Source organism: Actinocorallia lasiicapitis (genome assembly GCF_054778695.1).
This window is the reverse complement of record NZ_BAAGZI010000080.1, coordinates 1-19,641: the sequence shown is the minus strand read 5'-3', so window position 1 is coordinate 19,641 and position 19,641 is coordinate 1. Positions and strand designations below refer to the sequence as shown.

Below are 19,641 nucleotides of genomic sequence, written 5' to 3'. Positions count from 1 at the left end.
CCTCGCGCTTCTTGCCCGACAGCTCGGACAGCGCGTCCAGCCGCTTGACCAGACCGTCGAGATCCCCGACGGCGGCGGTCACCTGCTCCGGCGCGGCGTGCGCGGGCAGCGCGGCCAGGTCCACCAGCCACACGCCGCCGGGGTGCCGTCCGGCCTCTTCGCGCCCGACTTCCAACGCCAGGCTGGTCTTGCCGACACCACCCGGGCCGGTGAGCGTGACCACGCGGCTCGCCCGTAGCCGGTCGCGTACGTCGGTGAGGAGATCCCGCCTGCCGACCAGGTCGGTGAGCGCGGCCGGGAGGTTGCCGGCCGGTCGATCGGCGGCTTGCCCGACCGGACCGGCGTCGGCCGCCCGCTCCGACAGCGAGGCGTCCTGGTTCAGGATCGCCCGGTGCAGCGCCTCCAGCTCCTGCCCTGGGTCCAGACCGAGCTCCTCGGCCAGCCGGGTGCGCAGGGACTGGAAGGAGTCCAGCGCCTCGGTCTGCCGGCCACTGCCGTACAGCGCGCGCATCTGGGCCGCGCGCATCCGCTCCCGCAGCGGATACCGGCTGATCAGCTCGCTGAGCTCGGCCGCCACCAGCGCGTGCTCTCCGAGCTCCAGCCGCGTCTCGGCGAGCGATTCCACCGCGGCCAGCCGCTCCTCCTCCAGCCGCGCGGCCGTGGCCACCGCGAACGGTTCCCCGGCGAATTCCGCGTACGCCTGCCCGCGCCAGAGCGCGAGCGCCTCGACGTACCGCGCTGCCCTGGACCGCGTGTCCTGGTCCTGCCGGGCCTGGTCGACCAGCCGCCTGAAGCAGTGGGAGTCCACCTGCTCCGGGGCGAGCTGGAGCAGGTATCCCGGGGGTTTGGTCACCACGAGTTCGCGGCCGCCCGGCTCGGCCTCCTCGAGTGCCTTGCGCAGCTGGGAGACGCGCGTCTGCAACGTGGCCGACGGGTTGGCGGGCAACTGTTCGCCCCACAGGTGGTCGATCAGCCGGTCGGCCGCCACGACCTGCCCCTGGTGCACCAGCAGATCGGCCAGCAGCGCGCGGACACGGCGGTCCGCGACCTGGGCCGGCGCACCGCCCGAGGTGGCGACCACCAGCGGACCGAGCACCTCGAAGCGCAGCATCCAACGACTGTAGGACCACCGTAAGCGCACCGGAAGGGTTCCTGAAGCGCCGCCCGCCAGAGTTGGAATCACAGACCAGGGAGCGCCGAAGGGAACCGAGATGAACAGCCAGTCAACCGGCGGCACGCGAGTCGCCTTCACCGCCGTCGTCCAGCTGTCCGGGAAGTCCGCCACGGGGGTCGTCGTCCCTGCGGAGGTCGTCGAGGCCCTGGGCGGCGGGAAGCGGCCCAAGGTCAAGGTGACCGTGAACGGCGGGCACACGTTCCGCAGCTCGGTCGCGCCGATGGGCGGGGTGTACATGATCGGCATCAACGCCGGTGTCCGCCAGGAGACCGGCGTCGCCGGCGGCGACACCATCGACCTCGCGCTCGAACTCGACACCGACGTGCGCGAGGTCGCCCTGCACCCGGAGTTCGTCGTCGCCCTGGACTCGGCCCCGGAGGCGAAAGCCTTCTTCGAGCGGCTCTCCTACAGCAACAAACGCGCGCACGCCGAACCGATCGTCGCGGCCAAGTCCGCGGAGACCCGGCAGCGCCGCATCCGCAAGTCCATCGAAACCCTCTCCGCCGGAAAGGCCCGCTGACATGACCACCCAGACCGCTCCCGCCGCTGTCCCCACGACGTGCGACCCCGCCGCCCGTATCACCAAGTCGCTGCTCGGATACGGCGTCGTCGCCGGCCCCGTCTACGTCCTGACCTCGGTGGTTCAAGGCGCCGTCCGTTCCGGCTTCGACTTCACCCGGCACGACTGGAGCGTCCTGGCCAACGGGAGCTTCGGCTGGATCCAGAGCGTCAACCTCGTCGTCACCGGACTGATGACGCTGGCCTGCGCGGTGGGGCTGCGCCGGGCGCTACCGCCCGGCCGTGCCAGAACCCGGGCGCCGCGGTGGCTCGCCCGCTACGCCGCCGGACTGATCGGCGGCGGAGTCTTCCGCGCCGACCCCGCTCTCGGCTTCCCGCAGGGCACACCGGTCGACGAGAAGTCGGTGACCTGGCACGGCTGGCTGCACCTGGCCTTCGGCGGCCTCGGCTTCCTGTGCCTCATCGCGGTCTGCCTGGTCGTCGCCCGCCACTTCGCGAGCGAGGGGCGGCCGGGCTGGTCCCGGTACTCCCGCGCCACCGGCTACCTGTTCCTGATCGGTTTCCTGTGCGTCGCCTCCGGCGCTCAAGCCGCTTGGACCACGCTCGCCTTCGTCACGGCCGTGGTGATCGCCTGGGCCTGGATCACGGCCCTCAGCGTCCACCTCTACCGCCGCACCCACGCCTGACCCGACCCCGCGACAACGAAGGAGACCACTGCCATGCCCCGCTACCTGATGATCCTGACCGCCGACGAGAACGCGCCCGTGGGCGCCCCGCCCGCCGCCCTGTTCGAGGCGATCGGCCAGACCGCCGCCGCATGGCAGGCCCAAGGCGTGCTGCTGGACACCGGCGGCCTCACCCCGACCGCCGCGGGCACCCGCCTCAGCCTCCAGGACGGCGAGATCGTCGCGCAGAGCGGCCCGTTCACCGCCGAGACCGCCACCGCCTACGCCATCATCCGCACCCCCGACAAGAAGGACGCCGTGGCCCGCGCCACCGAGTTCCTCGACCTGCACAAGCAGCACTGGCCCGCCTGGAACGGCGGCTCAGAGATCCGAGAGATCTTCGGCACCGACGACTGACGACCACTACCGCGACACGTGAGCGCCGATCGCCGGCCCCGCCAAGGGCCCCGGTCGGCGCTCGTCCGTTTGAGAGCGCGTCCCCACCGCGTCAGACGGAGCCCATGCTCACACCGCGAAGCTGGCGGCGATGGGCGGTCCCGGTCGCGTCGGACGTGCGCTTCGCTGCCCGTCTATGTCCGTAAAAGTCTGCTGACGTACGTGGCCATGCTCATCTCCTCGTGCGGGGGAGGTGGGAACCGGGGGAGGGCGGACGGTGTAAGGAGAGCGGAGGTGGTGTTCCGATGCGATGGACACGGATGATCTCGGCACTGACGGTGGCTGGGCTCGTGGTGGGCGGCTCGGGTGTGGGTGCCGCGCAGGCGGGGGAACGGGGTGGCTGGGCGGCGACCGTGCTGGATCCGGTGGGCCGGTTCCGGGCGGGGGAACCGAAGGAGGTCCGTTTCTGGGTGCTGCAGCACGGATTCCATCCCTACTGGAAGGGGTCGATGGGGGAGGAGAAGCTCGGGGCGGTCCGGCTGCGGTTCACGCGGGACGCGCGGGAGCTGGCCTTCGACGCTCGTCCGCTCCGTGAGCCCGGGCATTATGTGGCGGACGTCGAGCTTCCCGCTGACGGCACCTACACGGTTCTGAGTGACCAGGGCGTGTTCCAGTCGTTCGATATCGGAACCGTCACCGTGCCCGGGTCGCTGAAGCTCATTCCGCGTGAGCATCCGGACGAGAAGACCGCCGCCCGCTACCGAAAGCAGTGGGGCGCCGTCCACCCTCCGGCCTTCTACTCCACCCCGGTCCCCTTGCCGCAGGACCCCGCCCTCACACAGCCGCCACCGTCCCAGGCGGCGCTGGCCCCGCCGCCCCCGGCCCCAGGCCGCAAGGACCAGCCCATCCCTCCGGCCGTCCTCGGCACGGCGACCTTGACCATGGCCGCCCTCCTCGTCGCGACCCTCCTCGTCCGCCGCCGCCGTCACCCGGCCCCGGCCCCCCGCCGCGAACTGATCGGCTGATGCCTTCCGCGCGGCCGCATCGAGCGTGGCCGCGCTCCCCATCGCCATGTTCCTGTAGATCGCCTCGGTCGCCCGTCCCTGGTCTGCTCGGGGCGGCTAGGTGGGGTCGAGGACGATGACGGGGCGGCCGGTGCTGGGTTTTCCCGCTGCCATCTCGGCGAGGAGGGTGGGGGCGTCGGCGAGGGTGATGGGGCTGACCGAGGGGAGGATCTGGTGGGCGGCGGCGAAGGCGAGGGCGTCGCGGAGGTCGTGCGGGGAGCCCGACGGGATGCCCAGCACGCGCAGGCGGCTGAGTACCAGGAGGGCGGGGGGCAGGGAGAGGGGTTCGGGTCCGTAGCCGAGCATCAGGAGGGTGCCGTCGGGGGCGATTCCGGGTAGGCACTCCTGGGCGACGTCCGAACTCGGTGCGGTGTTGACGACCAGGTCGGCGCCGCCCCACGCGTTCAGGCCGCGGCCCGGGTCGGTGTCGGAGGTCGAGACGACCAGTTCGACGCCGAGGTCGGCGAGTTCGGGCCGCCGGTTCCTGGAGACGACCGCGACCCGCAGGCCCATGGCCAGCGCGAACCGCACGGCCATCATGCCGACCCCGCCGGTGCCGATCACCGCGACGCGGCTGCCGGGCACGGCCCCGGCGCGCCGCAGGCCGTTGAACGCGGTGAGCCCCGCGCACATCAGCGGTGCGGCGGCCACCGGGTCGAGTGCCGCGGGGATCGGCGTCACGAACCCCGATTCGGCGATCATGTATTCGGCGTAGCCTCCGTCGACGCTCACCCCGGTGACCCGCTTGCGCGGGCAGAGGATCTGGTCGCCGCGGACGCACAGGTCGCAGTGGCCGCACGAGTCGTAGAGGAAAGGTACCCCGACGGCCGCGCCGAGCGGCGGGAACGTCACTCCTTCGCCGAGCCCGGCGACCACCCCGCTCACCTCGTGTCCCGGCACCACCGGGAACCGCGCGAACGGGTAGCGGCCGCGGAGCAGGTTGACCTCGGAGAAGCACATCCCGCAGGCCGTCACCTTGATCAGCAGCTCGCCCGGGCCCGGTTCGGGGACGTCCCTGTCCTCGAGCACGAGGTCCGTTTCCGGAGCGCCCAGCACCGCAGCCCGCATCGTCCCCCCAAAGATCACGCTCTCCCCGAAGATCTACACGGATAGCGCACGCCATAAACCCCATAGCCCACCAAATCGCCGGGGTGAGCTGCGTCCCATGCGACCGGAATTCCGGCGAATTTCCCCATGGCCGGGGTAGTGATGGGGGATGGGCCGTGATCCGGAGTACCTCGCGTTCGTACGGAAGGTGGCAGAGCTTCCCCCGCCGCAGGACCTGTCGACGGAGGGGATGCGCGCCGAGGCGAAGCGCGCGATGGCCGAACTGCCGCGGCTGACCGTCGGAGAGGTCCGCGACGTGGACGCCGGCGGGGTGCCCGCCCGCCTCTACCGGCCGGAAGGGGTTCCCGACGGCCCGGTCATGGTCTTCTTCCACGGCGGCGGCTGGGTGATCGGCGACGTCGAGTCCTACGATCCGGTCGTGCGGGCGCTGGTCGCGGCGTCCCGGGTGGCGTTCCTGTCGGTCGACTACCGGCTGGCCCCCGAGCACCCCTATCCCGCGGCCGTCGACGACGCCGAGCCCGCGGTGCGCTGGGCCTCCGCACGCTTCCCGGTCCTCGGGGCCGGCGGCGAATCGGCGGGCGGCCAGATCGCCGCGTCCTGCCTGCTGCGCCCCGGGGTCGACCGGCCGGCCCTCCTGCTCCTGATCTACCCGCTCCTCGACCTGCGGAGCTTCCCCGATCCCCTGGACGATCCGGACGGGATCCCCGCCCTGCCCGGCGGCCCCAACTCCAGCCTCGACGGCTTCCTCGCCGGCCGCGACCCCAGCGACCCCGGCATCTCCCCGCTGCTCGCCGACGACCTGTCCGTGCTCCCGCCGACCCTGCTCGCGCTCGCCGAGTACGACAGGCTCCGCCCGCAGGGCGAGGCGTTCGCCGAACGGCTGCGCCAGGCGGGTGTACCGACTTCGCTGCAGCCGGGCGACGGCCTCGACCACGGCTGGATGGGCTGGTTCCCCTACGCCCGCACTCCCGAGCGCGCCCTCCAGGAGCTCGGCCACGAGATCGGCCGGTTCTTCACGGCTCTGTGACCCACCTCATAGAGGTACAAGCGCACAATGTCCTAGATTGCCCGTTCTGGCGGTGTGACGGGGGTTGTGGTGAAGTGGTTCGCTGGGTTCTTCGCGCTGGTCGTCCTGGCGGGCGGCGGGTTCTTCGCCTACGACCGCTACTTCACGGTCAAAGGCTCCCCGCAGCAGACCGCTGACGCCTACTTCGCCGCCTGGGACAGGGGCGACTTCGCCGCGATGGCCGCCCTCGTCGACACGCCGCCGCCCGGCTTCGCCGACCAGCACCGCGCCTTCAGCAAGAACCTCCAGGTCAAGTCGGTCGAACTGACCCCCGCCCTGATCGTCGAGGACGGCGAGCAGGCCGCCCACGCCGACTTCACCGCGCTCCGCACCCTGCCGCCCGGCAAATGGAAGGTCGGCTCGACGCTGCGGCTGGCCGTCGTGGAGCGCCGCTGGAAGGTGCTCTGGTCCCCGGACGTGCTGCTGCCCGGCGTCAAGGACGTCGGCGCGGTCCGGCTCGAATCGACCAGGGTCGACGTGCCGACCCCGGTCTTCCGCGACGGCAAGCCGCTCGCCGGCGCCTCGGTGGCCTCGTACGTGGGCGGTCTGGCCACCACTTACGGCAAGGAGGGCGACCCCGGCTGGATCCTCAAGGACGGCGCCAAGACCCTCCAGACCTTCGGCAGCTCGGCCAACGAGCTGAAGACCACCCTCGACCCGCGGGCGCAGCGGGCCGCCGACGCCGCGGTGGCCGGGAAGAAGGCCGTCCTGGTGGCGGTGCGGCCGTCGTCCGGCGAGGTCCTGGCCGTCGCGGACGGGGTCAGCGGCGGGAACTCCGCCTTCAACGACCGCTTCGCGCCCGGCTCCACCTTCAAGATCATCACAGCGGCGGCGCTCCTGAAGTCGGGTCTCGGCCCGTCCTCGAAGGTCGCCTGCCCGAAGGCCGTCTGGGCGGGCACCCGCCGGATCCCCAACCATGACGACGTCGCGCTCGGCGACACCACGCTGGTCAAGGCGTTCGCCCAGTCCTGCAACACGACCTTCGCCTCCCTCACCCACACCAGGCTCCAGGGCGGCGCGCTGCGCGACATGGCCGAGGTGTTCGGGTTCGAGCGGGCCATCGCCTACGGTGCGGCGCGCGCCGGTTTCCCCGTCCCGGCCAACAACGACGAACTCGTCGAGGACGCGCTCGGCCAGGGTCGGGTCCAGGCCACTCCGCTCAGCATGGCGGTGGTCGCGGCGTCCGTCGCGAACGGGACGTGGCGCTCCCCGCGCCTGTTCGACGCGAAGGTCTACGCCGCGCAGGGCGAGCAGGTGCCCGCGGACCGGCCGATGCCCGGTCTCGTCGCGACGCTCCGCCCGATGATGGCGGCCGTAGTCACCGGGGGGACCGCGGCCGGTGCGGGCCTGCCCGCAGGGACGTTCGGCAAGACGGGCACGGCGGAGTACAACCAGACGGGCGACGCGCATGCCTGGTTCGTCGGCTACCGCGGTGATGTGGCGTTCGCGGTGCTGGTTCCCGGCGGCGGCAGCGGCGGCGCGGTGGCCGCGCCGCTCGCCGCCGCTTTCCTGCGCGCCCTGTGAGGGCTCAGGCTCCGAGCTGGTTGACGGCCCGTGCCGCCGCGTCGATCGCCGCGTCGGCGTAGGCGCGTGCCTCGGAGTCGGAGTTCGCGATGGTGATCCGCCCGTAGGGCTTGCTCCCGATCCGGTTGGGCAGCGGCCCCTCCGGCCAGAACGACGCCCACGGACGTGCGTACTCCAGCGCGTATCCGTGACCCCAGCGGTTGATCGTGATGCCCTGGATGTCGTTGGCGGGGTCGAAGCCGCCGGGGCCGAGCAGCCGGGCGAGCTGGTCGCGGATGGTCCGCTCGTAGTAGGAGAACGGCGTCTGGTAGAGATCGCGCCGCCCTTCGACGATGCCGCCGCGCGGGTTCTCGCCCTCCCGGGTCGCCATCCGGATCATGTGGACCACGATCGGCTGCTCGGGATCCTTGGAGAACTCGTAGCCGCCCATGCTGACCGGGTAGTCGAGCTCGGCCACGCACCAGTAGGGCCCGGTGAAGCGGGTGTGGTAGATCCCGAGCTTCTGCCAGGCCTTCCAGTTCTTGATCTGGACCATCGCGTAGATGATCGGCAGCTTGATGCCGTACTCGAGGCCCTGCTTCTGGTCGCCGGTCAGCTCCGGCACGATGAACGGGATCATCGTGGCGTAGCAGGCCATGACGGCTCCGCCCGCCTCGACGGAACGGACCTTTCCGTCGCCGTCCTGGTACTTGACGATCACCCGTCCCGTCGCCGGGTCGCTGTTCACGTGCTGGACGTTGACGACCGGGCTGTTCAGCCGCACCTTGACGTCGTTCGCGGCCACGTCGAGCTTGGAGTAGTCGATCTTCGACAGCGGGTCGGCGTCCATCGTGGCGGGCGCGCCCGTGCCGGGGATCAGCCGTCCGATCATCAGCTTGCACAGGGCGTTGTTGCCCTCGGGGAAGTGGTAGATGTACGGGTCGTCCTCGTCCCACTGGATCTGGACGGTCTTGATGCAGCGCGGGTCGGGCTTGTCGCGGTTCAGCTTCAGCCCGTCGAAGCCGGGGTACTCGCAGGCCCAGGCGTCGAGCGCGCCGAACGCGTCGATCCCGTAGCCCCACTCGTCGGAGGTGAAGGTCTGCATGTACCGGGCGACGTCGGGGTGGTACTTGGCCACGCCGGTGAGGAACTGCTTGTAGGAGATCGCGACGAGCTGGTTCTTCTTCTGCGCGTCGGTCAGCCCCGGCAGGTAGTCGCCCGGCTTGTTGTACATGGTGAGGATGTCGTTCTTGGCCTGCACGGCGATCGGCGCGTTCGCCAGGCCGGCGGAGGTCGGGACGCTGTCCTCGGTCATCTTCGCGAGATGGTCGCGGCCGAAGGTCTCCTTGTTGAAGAACTCCGAGTCGGTCAGCTTCCAGCGCGTGTTGAAGTCCTGGTCGTAGTACTTCTCGAACTTCTTGAGGTCGACGCCCAGGCTGGTGAGCAGGCCGAGGGCCGTCTTGCTCCAGACCGAGGGGCCCTCGATCGACTGCGAGCCGCCATAGCTGATGATCAGCTTGCCGTCCGGGGTGAACTCGTTGCGCCGGGCGTGGCCGCCGAAGTCGTCGTGGTTGTCCAGGATGAGGATCTTCGCGGTGGGGTGCTTCTGCCGGTAGAAGTAGGCGGCGCTCAGCCCGCTGATCCCGGCGCCGACCACGACGAGGTCGTAGGTCTCCTTGGTGTCGATGATCTCCTTGTGGCCGGACCAGTAGCTGCCGTCGCGGAGCTGGTGCGGCACGTGGAGCGCCTTGTTGGTGCTGCCGCGCAGTCCCGTCATCGCCGGCGGGTAGGCGGGGTTCCCCACGCCGACGTCGCCGAAGCCGCCCGCGGGCGGTCCGTTCTGGTCGTTGTTCGAGGCGTTCCGGGCGACCTTGTCGGCCGAGCACCCGCCGAGCCCCGCGGCCACGGCCATGACCGCGACGCCGTCGAGGAAGTCACGGCGGCTGATCCGCCGGTCCATCCCCAGCTCCCGGTCGCTGAAGGACGGCCGGTACGGCTCCCACTCCTGCATGTATCCCCCCTGTGGTTCCGGGCGGATCACATCGTGCGGAGCGGGCGCCAGGCCATGATCGCGGCCGTGTCAGGGGCAACCTTTTAGCGGAGCACGAACCCGAACAGGAAGAACGCCGCGCACAGCGCCGCCGACAGCGCCGTCAGCCCGATCATGACGCCCGGGGCGGGACGCGGCGCGCCCCCGGCCTTGACCAGCAGGAACCCCAGGCACATCAGCCCGCCCGCCGCCAGCGTGAGGTGCGTGCCGAACAGCACTTTGACCAGGACGAGCAGGGCCGCGGCGTAGCCGAGCATGGTCCTGGTCCAGGCGAGCGCGGTCCGCTCCCACTGGCGTCCCGGATCGCCGATGATCTGTTCCCCGGGGTGACGGGTCACCCGGTCACCAGGGTCAAGGTGACGGCCGAGGCGACGGCCACGATGATCGTCACTCCGGGCAGCAGCGCGCCGCCCGGCAGAGCCCGGTCCTGGCGGAGGGCGCGTTCGCTCTGCATCCAGCGGAGCAGCCCGAACACCGGCCCCGCGACGGCCAGCGAGACCAGAAGGCAGGAGGTGAACCGCACGGCGGCGTCGTGGTCCTTGGTGATCGCCTGCAGGGCGACGCCGGTGGCGAGCAGCGCGAGCGAGGTGCGGATCCAGGCGAGGAAGGTCCGCTCGTTGGCGAGGGTGAAGCGCGGGTCGGGCTCCTCGCCCACCCGGTACACCGCACGCGGCCAACGGGGACGATCTTCAGGCATGGGGCCGACCTTTCCAGGGCAGGGGTCGGTAGGAAGTCTAAATGATTCGGACAATTGTTAATTACTATGAATTACAGGGATGTTTGATATGGATAACCGGGAGATCGCCGGCCGGAAGGTCTCGGTCGTGGGGCTCGGCACCTGGCAGCTCGGCGCCGACTGGGGCGAGGTCGACGAGCGCGACGCCCTGAACGTCCTGGACACGGCCGTCGCCGCGGGAGTCGACTTCTTCGACACCGCCGACGTCTACGGCGACGGCCGCAGCGAACAGCTCATCGGCCGTTTCCTCGCCGAACGGCCCGACGCCGACGTCTTCGTGGCCACCAAGATGGGCCGCCGGATGCCGCAGACGCCGGAGAACTACACACTCGCCCATTTCCGGGAATGGACCGACAGATCCCGCCGCAACCTCGGGGTCGACCGGCTCGACCTGGTCCAGCTCCACTGCCCGCCGACCCCCGTCTACTCCTCCGACGCCGTTTTCGACGCCCTCGACACCCTGGTCGCCGAGGAGCGGATCGCCCGCTACGGGGTGAGCGTGGAGACCTGCGCCGAAGCGCTGACGGCCCTGGAGCGTCCCGGCCTCGCGAGCATCCAGATCATCCTCAACCCGTTCCGGCTCAAGCCACTCCAGGAGGTCGTGCCCAGGGCCGCCGCGCAGAACGTCGCGATCATCGCCCGGGTGCCGCTGGCGTCGGGCCTGCTGACCGGCCGCTACACCAAGGACACGGTCTTCGGCCCCGACGACCACCGCACCTACAACCGGCACGGTGAGGCCTTCGACCAGGGCGAGACCTTCTCCGGCGTCGACTTCGCGACGGGCGTCACGGCCGCCGCCGAGTTCGCCGCCCTCGCCGTGCCGCCCGCGACCCCCGCCCAGACGGCCCTGCGCTGGATCATCCAGCAGCCGGGCGTCACCTCGGTGATCCCCGGCGCTCGCAACCCCGCCCAGGCGAAGGCCAACGCCGAGGCCGCCGGTCTACCGCCGCTGACCCCGGCGGTCCTGAACGCGATCGAGGAGCTTTACGACGAACGGATCCGCGTCCAGGTCCACGATCGCTGGTAGCCGCGGAATCTCTTTTTTCGCGGCGTCTCTTCGTCCATTCCGCTCCGCCGCCCGAACGCCTTTACCGTGAGGCTTTACGGACGCTCAGAACTGTAAATTGTTCGGGCGGCGGAGCGCTGGTTAACTGACACGGTCCCCATGGTCGGATTTTTCCGGGAGTGATCCGTGTCGGGTGTTTCGACGTTGCACGCCCTCTTCGAACGGCAGGCCGCGCTCACCCCGGACCGGGTGGCGCTCGCCGACGACGGAACCACCTTCGGCGAACTCGACGCGCGCGCCGACCGGATCGCCGGAGCCCTGCGGGCGCTGGGGGTGCGGGCCGGCGACCGGGTCGCCGTCCGGATGGGACGGGGCCCCGCGCTCCCCGCGGCGCTGCTCGGCGTGCTGAAAGCGGGCGGCGCCTATGTGCCGATCGACCCCGGATATCCGCCGGAGCGGATCGCTTTTCTGCTCGCCGACTGCGGCGCGAAGACCGTCCTGACCGAAGAGTCCGTCGCGGAACTGCTGAACGGCCCCGGCGGGCCGCTCGAACCCGTCGCGACCGCGACCGATCTGGCCTATGTCATTTACACGTCGGGATCGACCGGCAACCCCAAAGGAGTGATGGTCGAGCACCGTTCGGTGGTGAATCGGCTGGCCTGGATGCAGAAGCACACACCGATCGGCGCCGGGGACGTCCTGCTGCAGAAGACGCCGATCTCGTTCGACGTTTCGGTGTGGGAGCTGTTCTGGTGGGCGGCCGAGGGCGCGAGCGTCGCACTGCTGCCCCAGGGGGCCGAACGGGACCCGCGAGAGATCCTCAGGGCGATCAGGGAGCGCGGCGTCACGGCCGTCCACTTCGTGCCGTCGATGTTCGGCCCGTTCCTGGACCTGCTCGAGACCGAACGCCGTGATGCCGCCTCGCTGCGGTACGTCTTCTGCAGCGGCGAGGCCCTGCCCCCGGCCAGGGTCGACCAGTTCAACCGGATCTTCCAGGGCGCGGGTCCCCGGCTGATCAACCTCTACGGGCCGACCGAGACGACCGTCGACGTCTCGTTCTACGACTGCCCCGCCGATCCGGGACGGCCGGTGGAACGCGTGCCGATCGGCCGCGCCATCGACGGCGTCCAGCTCCACGTCCTCGGCCCCGACGGCGATCCGCGCCCCGAAGGCGAGCTCTGCGTCAGCGGCGTAGGGGTGGCGCGCGGCTATCTGGGACGGCCCGAGCTGACCCGCGAGAAGTTCGTGCCCGCCCCGTCCGTCCCGGGCGGACGCCTGTACCGCACCGGCGACCTGGCCCGGTGGCTGCCCGGCGGCGACCTCGAATATCGGGGCCGGCTGGACGACCAGGTCAAGATCCGCGGCAACCGGGTCGAGCCGGGCGAGGTCCAGAACGCCCTGCTCCGGCTCCCGGAGGTCGGTGAGGCCGTGGTGATCGACCGGCACACGGCCGAACGCGGCACCCATCTCATCGCCTTCTACACCGCCGACGCTCCCCTCGACCCGGCCGTGCTCCGCACCGCCCTGGCCCGCACCCTGCCCGACTTCATGATCCCGGCGTTCTTCCAGCGGCTCGAAGCCCTGCCGCTCACCCCCAACGGCAAGGCCGACCGGGCCGCGCTCCCCGAGGTGACGGTCGCGAGCGGCGAGGGCAGACCGTCCGACGAGCTGGAGACACTCCTCACCGAGGTGTGGTCGGCGGCGCTCGGCCTGCCCGTCGGGGTGCACGACACCTTCGCGGGCCTCGGCGGCGACTCGATGACCCTGCTGAAGATCAGAGCGGACGCCGAACGGCGCGGGGTCCGCTTCACCCTCGCCGATCTGGTCGCCGCCGACACCGTCGCCGAGCTCGCCGACCTGGTCCGGAACTCGCCCGCCCCGCCCGCCGAGCCCGCCCCCGAACCGTTCGAGCTGGTCGCGGCCGTCGACAGGGCCGGGCTTCAGGGCTGCGCCGACGCCTTCCCGGTGACCAGGCTCCAGCACGGGATGCTGTTCTACAGCAGGCAGGAGGAGGGGTCGGCCAAATATCACGACGTCTTCCACTACACGGTCGCCGGTTCCGGCTGGCAGGAGCCGGAGTTCCGGTACGCGCACGACCAGCTCGTCGAACGGCATCCGGCGCTGCGCTCGTCGTTCGATCTGGGCGGCAGGTCCGAGCCGCTGCAGCTCGTGCACCACGCCGTGGAGTCGGCGCTGACCGTCGTCGAGCTGGGCGGGCTGTCCGATGCGGAGGCGGACGCGGCCGTCGCGGAGCACGTCCAGCGGCGTCGGCGCCACCGCTACGACTTCGGCGTCGCGCCGCTCTACGAGCTGCGGGTGTTCCCGCGCGACGGCAGGACCGATCTGGTGTTCGCCTTCCACCACGCTCTGCTGGACGGCGGCAGCGTCGCCAACCTGGTCCGTGAGCTGGTGCAGGACTATCTGGCGATGCTCGGCGCCGACCTCGACCCCGTCGAGGAAGATGATCTGCCGTCGCCGGCCGGGTATGTCAGGGCCGAACGCCGCGCGATCGCCTCGGGCGCCGCGGCCGAGCACTGGCGTCGCCTCCTGGACGGCGCGTCGCTCCTGCAGTTGCCGTCGTTCCGCAGGCATCTGCCGCCGGGCGAGGCCGGGCCGACCGTCCGCCGGATCCGGCTGACGGCGGAGTGGAGCGCCGAGGTCACCCGGTTCGCCCGCGCCCACGACCTGTCCCTGAAGTCGCTGCTGTTCGCGCCGCACTGCCTGATGCTCGGCCTGTTCGCCGGCTCCCCGGACGTCACCACCGGCCTGGTCACCCACGGACGGCCCGAGCAGCCGGGCGCGGACCGGATCGCCGGCCTGTTCCTCAACACTCTGCCGTTCCGCCTCACCGGCGGCGGGCTCAGCGGGCTGGAGATCGTCCGGGAGCTCCAGCGGCAGGAACGTGAAGCCCATCCGCACCGGCACTACCCGCTGAGCGAGATCCAGCGGGAACGCGGCGACGCGGTCGTCGAGACGGCCTTCAACTACGTCCATTTCCGGCAGCTCGCCGAGGTGGCCGAGCTGGCGGCGGCCTCCGTCGACCTGGAGGTGTGGGAGGAGACCCATCTGGCGCTGCTCACCAACGCCCAGGTCGACCCGGTCACCGGGGAGCTGGCCGTCCGTCTCGACCTCGACGCCGCGTTCGCCCCGGAACAGGCCGACCTGCTGGCAGAGACCTATCTCGCGCTCCTGCGCCGGATCGTCGACGAGCCGGACGCCATACCCGATCTCGCCCTCCGCGACGCACCCGAGCGGGCGCGCCGCCCCCTGCCCGAAGCCCCGGACGTCATCCGGCTCTTCACCGCCCACGCCGAGGCCGCCCCCGACGCGACCGCCGTGGTCCACGGATCGCGCGCCTGGACCTACCGGGAGCTCGACCAGGCCTCCGGCGCGCTCGCCGCACGTCTGCGGGCCGCCCACCCCGAGCCCGGATTCCGGGTCGGGGTCGCGATGGAGCGCTCACCCGAGCAGATCGCGGCGGTCCTCGGCGTCGTCCGCGCGGGTGGCGCCTGCGTCCCGCTCGATCCCGCCTACCCGCAGGCCAGAAGGGACGCGATGCGTGCGCTGGCCCGCCCCGTCGAGGTGATCGAGGCGCTCGAACCGGCCGCGAGCAGTGATCAGGGCGCGCCGCCGCTTCGGCCGTCCGATCCCGCCTACGTGCTGTTCACCTCGGGCTCGACGGGTGAACCCAAGGGCGTCGTCATGCCGCATCGCGGGCTGGCCGGGCTCGTCCGCTGGCAGAACGCCAGGGAGAGCGCGGCGCTCGGCGGACGCACCCTCCAGTTCGCGCCGCTCGGCTTCGACGTCTCCTTCCAGGAGATCTTCTCCACGCTCTGCGGCGGCGGCACCCTGCACCTGCTCGACGAGGAGGACCGCCGCGACCCGGCCGCCCTGCTCCGACTGATCGCCGACGAGCGGATCGAGCGGATCTTCCTGCCGTCGGTGCTGCTCCAGCGGCTGGCCGAGGCGGGGGAGCGTCCGGCCGCGCTGCGGGTCCTCGTCTCCTCGGGCGAACAGCTCAAGATCACTGACGAGATCCGCCGGTTCTGCGGCGACGACGCCCTGCTGGAGAACCAGTACGGTCCGACCGAGTCGCATGTCGTCACGGCGTTCCCGATGCGCGGCTCGCTGCCCGAGCTTCCGCCGATCGGCGCCGCGATCGACGGAGCCGACGTCCTGGTCCTCGACGAGCGGCTGCGGCCCGTCCCGCCGGGCGCGCTGGGCGAACTCCATCTCGGCGGCGACTGCCTGGCCGACGGCTACCTCGACCGTCCCGACCTGACCGCCGAACGGTTCGTCACCGACCCGTCCGGCCGCCGTCTCTACCGCACCGGCGATCTCGCGTTCGCGCTGCCCGGCGGGGAGCTGGTCTGCGCGGGCCGCGCGGACGACCAGGTCAAGATCCGCGGTTTCCGGGTGGAGCCCGCCGAGGTCGAACTGGCCCTCGCGGCACTGCCCGGCATCCGGGAGGCGGCCGTCGTGGTCAGGCGGCGGGCGGGCGAGGCGTTCCTGGCGCCGTTCCTCATCGGCACCACCGCACCGGACGAGCTGCTGCACCGGCTCCGCGCCACCCTCCCCGACCATCTCATCCCCGCGCACCGCGAGTTCCTGGACGCCCTCCCGCTCACCCCCAGCGGCAAACGCGACGACGCCACGCTCCGCGCCCGGCCGCTCCGCTCCTCGTCCGTTCCGTCCCGGCCGCCCGCCGACCAGCACGAGGCCGCGGTCCTCGCACTGCTCGCCGGCGCGCTGGACCTGCCGGGGCTCGGCGTCCAGGACGACATCTTCGCGCTCGGCGCGACCTCCCTCACCGCCATGCGGATCACCGTGCTGATCGAGCAGCGGTACGGGATACGCCTGCCGATGTCGGGGTTCGCGGCCGCACCGACCGCCGCCGCGCTCGCCGCGCTGCTCCACGACCGGGAGGCGGCCCCGTTCGACCCGCTGGTGCCGTTGCGGACGTCCGGCGCGCGCCGCCCGCTGTTCCTCGTCCACCCGATGGGCGGCAACGTGCTCTGCTATCTGCCGCTGCTCAGGCATCTCCTCGCCGACCAGCCGCTCTACGCGCTCCAGGCGTCCGGGGTCGAGCCGGGCACCGAACCGATCGACTCGGTTCCCGAGCTCGCCGCGGCCTATCTCGAGGCGATCCGCCGGGTCCGTCCCGCAGGGCCGTACTCGATCGGCGGCTGGTCGTTCGGCGGGACGGTCGCCGTGGAGATGGCCGTCCAGCTCCGCGCGGCCGGCGAGGAGGTCGCCGACCTGCTGGTCCTCGACACGATGGCGCTCGACCCGCGCCGAGGCTCCGACGACGTGTCCGAGGACGAGATCCTCGCCTGGTTCTTCTGGGAACTGCTCCTGCTGCGCGGCGGCTCCGGCGCCGGGCTCTGGCCCGACGGTCTGACCAGGGACGAGAAGTTCGCCGAGATGGCCCGCCGCGCGGCCGACGCCGGAGTGGTGCCGCACGCCGGAGCCGAGACCGTGGTGCGGCGGCTGTACGCCGTCTACCTCGCGCACGGTGTCGCGAGCGGCTGTTACCGTCCCGAACTCGCCGGCCACGAGCTGACCCTGCTGCGTGCCGCCGAACCGCTCCCGGACGTCCTGCGCCGGATGCACGACGCGAGCGGCAGCCGCCACGACGACCCGACCAACGGCTGGGAGCCGCTGACCGGAGCGAAGGTCGAGCTGATCGGGGTGCCGGGCAGCCATCTCAGCATGGTCGAGGAACCGCACGTCGCGGGGCTGGCCCGCGCGATCACCGAGGTGATGGGACGGCACGGATGAAAGCGATCGTCGTCGGTGGGGGAGTGGGCGGGCTCTGCGCCGCCGCCGCGCTGCGCCGCACCGGGATCGACGCCGAGATCCTGGAGGCCGCGCCCGAGCTGCGCGCCGAGGGCAGCGGTCTGGGCATCCTCAGCAACGGGATCGGCGCGCTGCGCGCCCTCGGCCTCGACCTGGGGCTGGAGCGGCGCGGGACGATCGTGCGGGTCGCGGAGATGTGCGCCCCGGACGGCACCGTGCTGCGCCGTCACCCCTTCGACGCCGACTACGCGAAGATCGGCGCGCCGACCGTCTGCCTCAGCCGGACCGATCTGCTTGAAGGACTCCGGGAAGCGGCCGAAGGCGTGCCGATCACCACGGGCGCCGCCGTGACGGGTTTCGCCCGCGACGGCTCGGGCGTCACGGCCGTCCTCACGGACGGCAGGCGGGTGAGCGGCGACATCCTCATCGGCGCGGACGGCATCAACTCCGCGATCCGCGCCCAGGTGGCCGGGCCCGCCGAACCCCGCTACGGCGGGTTCGTGTGCTGGCTGGCGACCGTCCCCTTCGACACCGGACGCTTCCCCGAAGGACTCGGCCGCCAGTACTGGGGACGCGGCACACGATTCGGTATCAACGACATGGGTCATGGACGTTTCTATTGGTGGGGAACCACCAACACCGCGAAAACGGAGATGAGCGGTGGGAAGGACGACCTTGAGCGGACCTTCGCCGGCTGGGCCCCGGAGATCCGGGAGCTGATCGAGGTCACCCCCGAGAAGGAGATCCTCACGGTGCCCGCGCAGGACCGGCCGTTCCTGGACCGCTGGGGCGACGGCCCGGTCACCCTGCTCGGTGACGCCGCCCACCCGATGCTGCCCAGTCTCAGCCAGGGCGCGACCTCCGCGATCGAGGACGCCGTCGTCCTGGCCCTGTCCCTGCGGTCCGCGCCGGACCCTGAGACGGGCCTGCGCCTGTATGAGGACAGGCGCAGAGAGCGGACCCGACGCCTGGTCGAGGAGTCGTGGACCCTCGGCAAGCAGCAGCAGTACACGAACCGGCTGCTGTGCGCCGCCCGGACCCTGGCCGTCCGGTTCGCCCCGCTCCGGCTCGCCACCCCCGGTTATCTCGACCGGCTCACCTTCCCCGGCTACGACTGACCGTCCCGCTCAGGAAGCGGCGAGCGCGGTCAGCCGGGTGATCAGGGAGTCCAGGAGGTGCGCCGCGGTGGCGCCGTCGACCAGCGCCGGACGGTGGCCGAGCCGCAGCCGCAGAACGCCGGGGCCGGGCACCACCACCAGCGTCACCGGGAAGTGGGTGTCGCCCCGACCGCTGATCCCCGCCACTTTCAGCTCGCCCGGCAGCGCGACGGACGACGGATCCATCGGGAAGTTCTCGAACACCAGCAGGGTGTCGAACAGGGGTCCCGTCCCGGCGAGCCGCTGAACGTCAGCCAGGTTGAGATGGTGGTGCGGCTGGAGCGCGGCCTGCTCGTCCTGGAGCCGCTTCAGGAACACGCGCGGCGATTCGTCCGGGAACAGCCGGACCCTGACGGGCAGGGTGTTGATGAACAGGCCGATCATCCGCTCGACGCCCGGCACCTCCGGCGGACGGCCGGAGACCGTCGTCCCGAACACGAGGTCGTCCGCTCCGGTGCGGGCCGCCAGCACCTGCGCCCACGCGCCCTGGACCAGGGTGTTCACGGTGAGGCCCCAGGAACGGGCGCGGGCGGTCAGGGCGTCCGCGGCCTCTTTGGCGAGCTCCGCTTCGAGATGTTCCGCCGGGGCGGGGCCGCTGCCGTCGCCGCCGGAGATCAGGGTCGGGACGGCTCCGGCGAGCGCACGGGTCCACTCCCGTTCGGCGGCCGTCCCGTCCTGGCCGTCCAGCCAGCGCAGGTAGGCGGGGTAGCGGGGGACGCCCGGGAGTTCCGCTCCCGCGTAGCCGGCCAGGAGTTCGGCGGCCAGCAGGGGCAGCGACCAGCCGTCCAGCAGGAGGTGGTGGTTGGTGAGGACGAGGCGGTGGCCGGTCTCGCCGAGTTTGAGCAGCAGGAAGCGCAGCAGCGGCGGCCGGGCCAGGTCGAAGCGGTCGCGCAGCTCGCGGCGCTCCTGCCGGGCGATCTGCACGCGGCGGCCGGGCGCGCCCAGCGGCGACAGATCGACCTCCCGCCAGGGGAGTTCGACGCCGTCCGCGACGATCTGCACGGGCGTGCCTTCCCTCAGCGCGAAACCGGCGCGGAGCTGCGGATGGCGGTCCAGGAGACCCTGCACGGAGCGGCGGAACCTGGCGACGTCCAGGGGGCCTTCCAGCTCGACCGACGACTGTGTGACATAGACGTCGGGGTCGAGCTGCGCCTGGAAGTACATACCGCGCTGGACGGGTGTCAACGGCAGCACCTCGGGGACGGGGCCGTCCGGCGGGGCGTCCGCCGTGACCTCGCGGGCGAGCGCGGCCAGCTCGGCAGGGGTCTGCCGCAGGAAGATGTCCCGCACGGACAGTCCCAGCCCCGCGTCCCTGGCCCGCGCGGCGAGCTGGACGGCCGTGATGCTGTCGCCGCCCAGCCCGAAGAACCCGTCGTCGGGGCTGACCGCCTCCAGCCCGAGGAGTTCGGCGAACAGCCCGCCCAGCGCCGCTGCGGCG

The 19,641-nt window shown here is 71.7% G+C and carries 15 protein-coding genes; 9 read left to right on the top strand and 6 right to left on the bottom strand.

Annotated features, from left to right (window positions below; all coding sequences use genetic code 11):
• The coding region (locus tag ACYVE7_RS12230) for an AfsR/SARP family transcriptional regulator (RefSeq protein WP_460364749.1) at positions 1-1,111 on the bottom strand (1,111 nt) is incomplete at its 3' end.
• A gap of 100 nt (positions 1,112-1,211) precedes the next feature.
• Between ACYVE7_RS12230 and ACYVE7_RS12225 the strand changes: the two genes are divergently transcribed.
• From ACYVE7_RS12225 to ACYVE7_RS12210, 4 genes are all read left to right on the top strand, one after another.
• The gene (locus ACYVE7_RS12225; protein WP_460364748.1) at positions 1,212-1,694 is read left to right on the top strand and encodes a YdeI/OmpD-associated family protein; all 483 of its coding nucleotides are present in this window, start codon (positions 1,212-1,214) and stop codon (positions 1,692-1,694) included.
• 1 nt (position 1,695) lies between these two features.
• A complete protein-coding gene (locus tag ACYVE7_RS12220; RefSeq protein WP_460364747.1) occupies positions 1,696-2,379 on the top strand; it encodes a DUF998 domain-containing protein in 684 nt (227 codons plus the stop codon).
• Positions 2,380-2,412: 33 nt separating this feature from the next.
• Entirely contained in the window at positions 2,413-2,775 is a 363-nt protein-coding gene (locus ACYVE7_RS12215; protein WP_460364746.1) for a YciI family protein, read from the top strand.
• 299 nt (positions 2,776-3,074) lie between these two features.
• Positions 3,075-3,779: a hypothetical protein gene (locus ACYVE7_RS12210; protein ID WP_460364745.1), complete on the top strand. Its 705-nt coding sequence runs from the start codon at positions 3,075-3,077 to the stop codon at positions 3,777-3,779.
• A gap of 96 nt (positions 3,780-3,875) precedes the next feature.
• Here the strand turns inward: ACYVE7_RS12210 and ACYVE7_RS12205 are convergent, their stop codons facing one another.
• Positions 3,876-4,904, bottom strand: coding sequence for an alcohol dehydrogenase catalytic domain-containing protein (locus ACYVE7_RS12205; RefSeq protein ID WP_460364744.1), 1,029 nt, complete (start codon positions 4,902-4,904; stop codon positions 3,876-3,878).
• Positions 4,905-5,034: 130 nt separating this feature from the next.
• Here ACYVE7_RS12205 and ACYVE7_RS12200 point away from each other — a divergent pair, with 130 nt between their 5' ends.
• Together ACYVE7_RS12200 and ACYVE7_RS12195 are read left to right on the top strand one after the other, a co-directional pair.
• Positions 5,035-5,913: an alpha/beta hydrolase gene (locus ACYVE7_RS12200; RefSeq protein ID WP_460364743.1), complete on the top strand. Its 879-nt coding sequence runs from the start codon at positions 5,035-5,037 to the stop codon at positions 5,911-5,913.
• 69 nt (positions 5,914-5,982) lie between these two features.
• Entirely contained in the window at positions 5,983-7,476 is a 1,494-nt protein-coding gene (locus tag ACYVE7_RS12195) for a penicillin-binding transpeptidase domain-containing protein (protein WP_460364742.1), read from the top strand.
• Positions 7,477-7,480: 4 nt separating this feature from the next.
• Here ACYVE7_RS12195 and ACYVE7_RS12190 read toward each other — a convergent pair whose 3' ends face one another.
• The 3 genes from ACYVE7_RS12190 to ACYVE7_RS12180 all read right to left on the bottom strand — a co-directional run bounded on the left by ACYVE7_RS12190 (position 7,481) and on the right by ACYVE7_RS12180 (position 10,202).
• Complete coding sequence (locus tag ACYVE7_RS12190; RefSeq protein ID WP_460364741.1) at positions 7,481-9,466, bottom strand: NAD(P)-binding protein; 1,986 nt, start codon at positions 9,464-9,466, stop codon at positions 7,481-7,483.
• 83 nt (positions 9,467-9,549) lie between these two features.
• Complete coding sequence (locus ACYVE7_RS12185) at positions 9,550-9,843, bottom strand: hypothetical protein (RefSeq protein ID WP_460364740.1); 294 nt, start codon at positions 9,841-9,843, stop codon at positions 9,550-9,552.
• Positions 9,840-10,202 (bottom strand): YidH family protein, encoded by a 363-nt coding sequence (locus tag ACYVE7_RS12180; RefSeq protein ID WP_460364739.1) that lies wholly within the window; start codon positions 10,200-10,202, stop codon positions 9,840-9,842. The genes ACYVE7_RS12185 and ACYVE7_RS12180 overlap by 4 nt, the downstream gene beginning before the upstream one ends.
• A gap of 88 nt (positions 10,203-10,290) precedes the next feature.
• Here ACYVE7_RS12180 and ACYVE7_RS12175 point away from each other — a divergent pair, with 88 nt between their 5' ends.
• From ACYVE7_RS12175 to ACYVE7_RS12165, 3 genes are all read left to right on the top strand, one after another.
• A complete protein-coding gene (locus ACYVE7_RS12175) occupies positions 10,291-11,268 on the top strand; it encodes an aldo/keto reductase (protein WP_460364738.1) in 978 nt (325 codons plus the stop codon).
• 165 nt (positions 11,269-11,433) lie between these two features.
• The gene (locus ACYVE7_RS12170) at positions 11,434-17,028 is read left to right on the top strand and encodes an amino acid adenylation domain-containing protein (RefSeq protein WP_460364737.1); all 5,595 of its coding nucleotides are present in this window, start codon (positions 11,434-11,436) and stop codon (positions 17,026-17,028) included.
• The gene (locus tag ACYVE7_RS12165) at positions 17,025-18,164 is read left to right on the top strand and encodes an FAD-dependent monooxygenase (RefSeq protein ID WP_460364736.1); all 1,140 of its coding nucleotides are present in this window, start codon (positions 17,025-17,027) and stop codon (positions 18,162-18,164) included. Before ACYVE7_RS12170 ends, ACYVE7_RS12165 begins: the two co-directional genes overlap by 4 nt.
• A gap of 9 nt (positions 18,165-18,173) precedes the next feature.
• Here ACYVE7_RS12165 and ACYVE7_RS12160 read toward each other — a convergent pair.
• Positions 18,174-19,641, bottom strand: a 1,468-nt coding sequence (locus ACYVE7_RS12160; RefSeq protein WP_460364735.1) for a condensation domain-containing protein, incomplete at its 5' end; no start/stop codon positions are given.

Coding starts and splice junctions, on each gene's coding strand:
- ACYVE7_RS12225 (WP_460364748.1), top strand. CDS start 1,212: ATGAACAGCCAGTCAACCGGCGGCACGCGAGTCGCCTTCACCGCCGTC.
- ACYVE7_RS12220 (WP_460364747.1), top strand. CDS start 1,696: ATGACCACCCAGACCGCTCCCGCCGCTGTCCCCACGACGTGCGACCCC.
- ACYVE7_RS12215 (WP_460364746.1), top strand. CDS start 2,413: ATGCCCCGCTACCTGATGATCCTGACCGCCGACGAGAACGCGCCCGTG.
- ACYVE7_RS12210 (WP_460364745.1), top strand. CDS start 3,075: ATGATCTCGGCACTGACGGTGGCTGGGCTCGTGGTGGGCGGCTCGGGT.
- ACYVE7_RS12200 (WP_460364743.1), top strand. CDS start 5,035: ATGGGCCGTGATCCGGAGTACCTCGCGTTCGTACGGAAGGTGGCAGAG.
- ACYVE7_RS12190 (WP_460364741.1), bottom strand. CDS start 9,466: ATGCAGGAGTGGGAGCCGTACCGGCCGTCCTTCAGCGACCGGGAGCTG.
- ACYVE7_RS12180 (WP_460364739.1), bottom strand. CDS start 10,202: ATGCCTGAAGATCGTCCCCGTTGGCCGCGTGCGGTGTACCGGGTGGGC.
- ACYVE7_RS12175 (WP_460364738.1), top strand. CDS start 10,291: ATGGATAACCGGGAGATCGCCGGCCGGAAGGTCTCGGTCGTGGGGCTC.
- ACYVE7_RS12165 (WP_460364736.1), top strand. CDS start 17,025: ATGAAAGCGATCGTCGTCGGTGGGGGAGTGGGCGGGCTCTGCGCCGCC.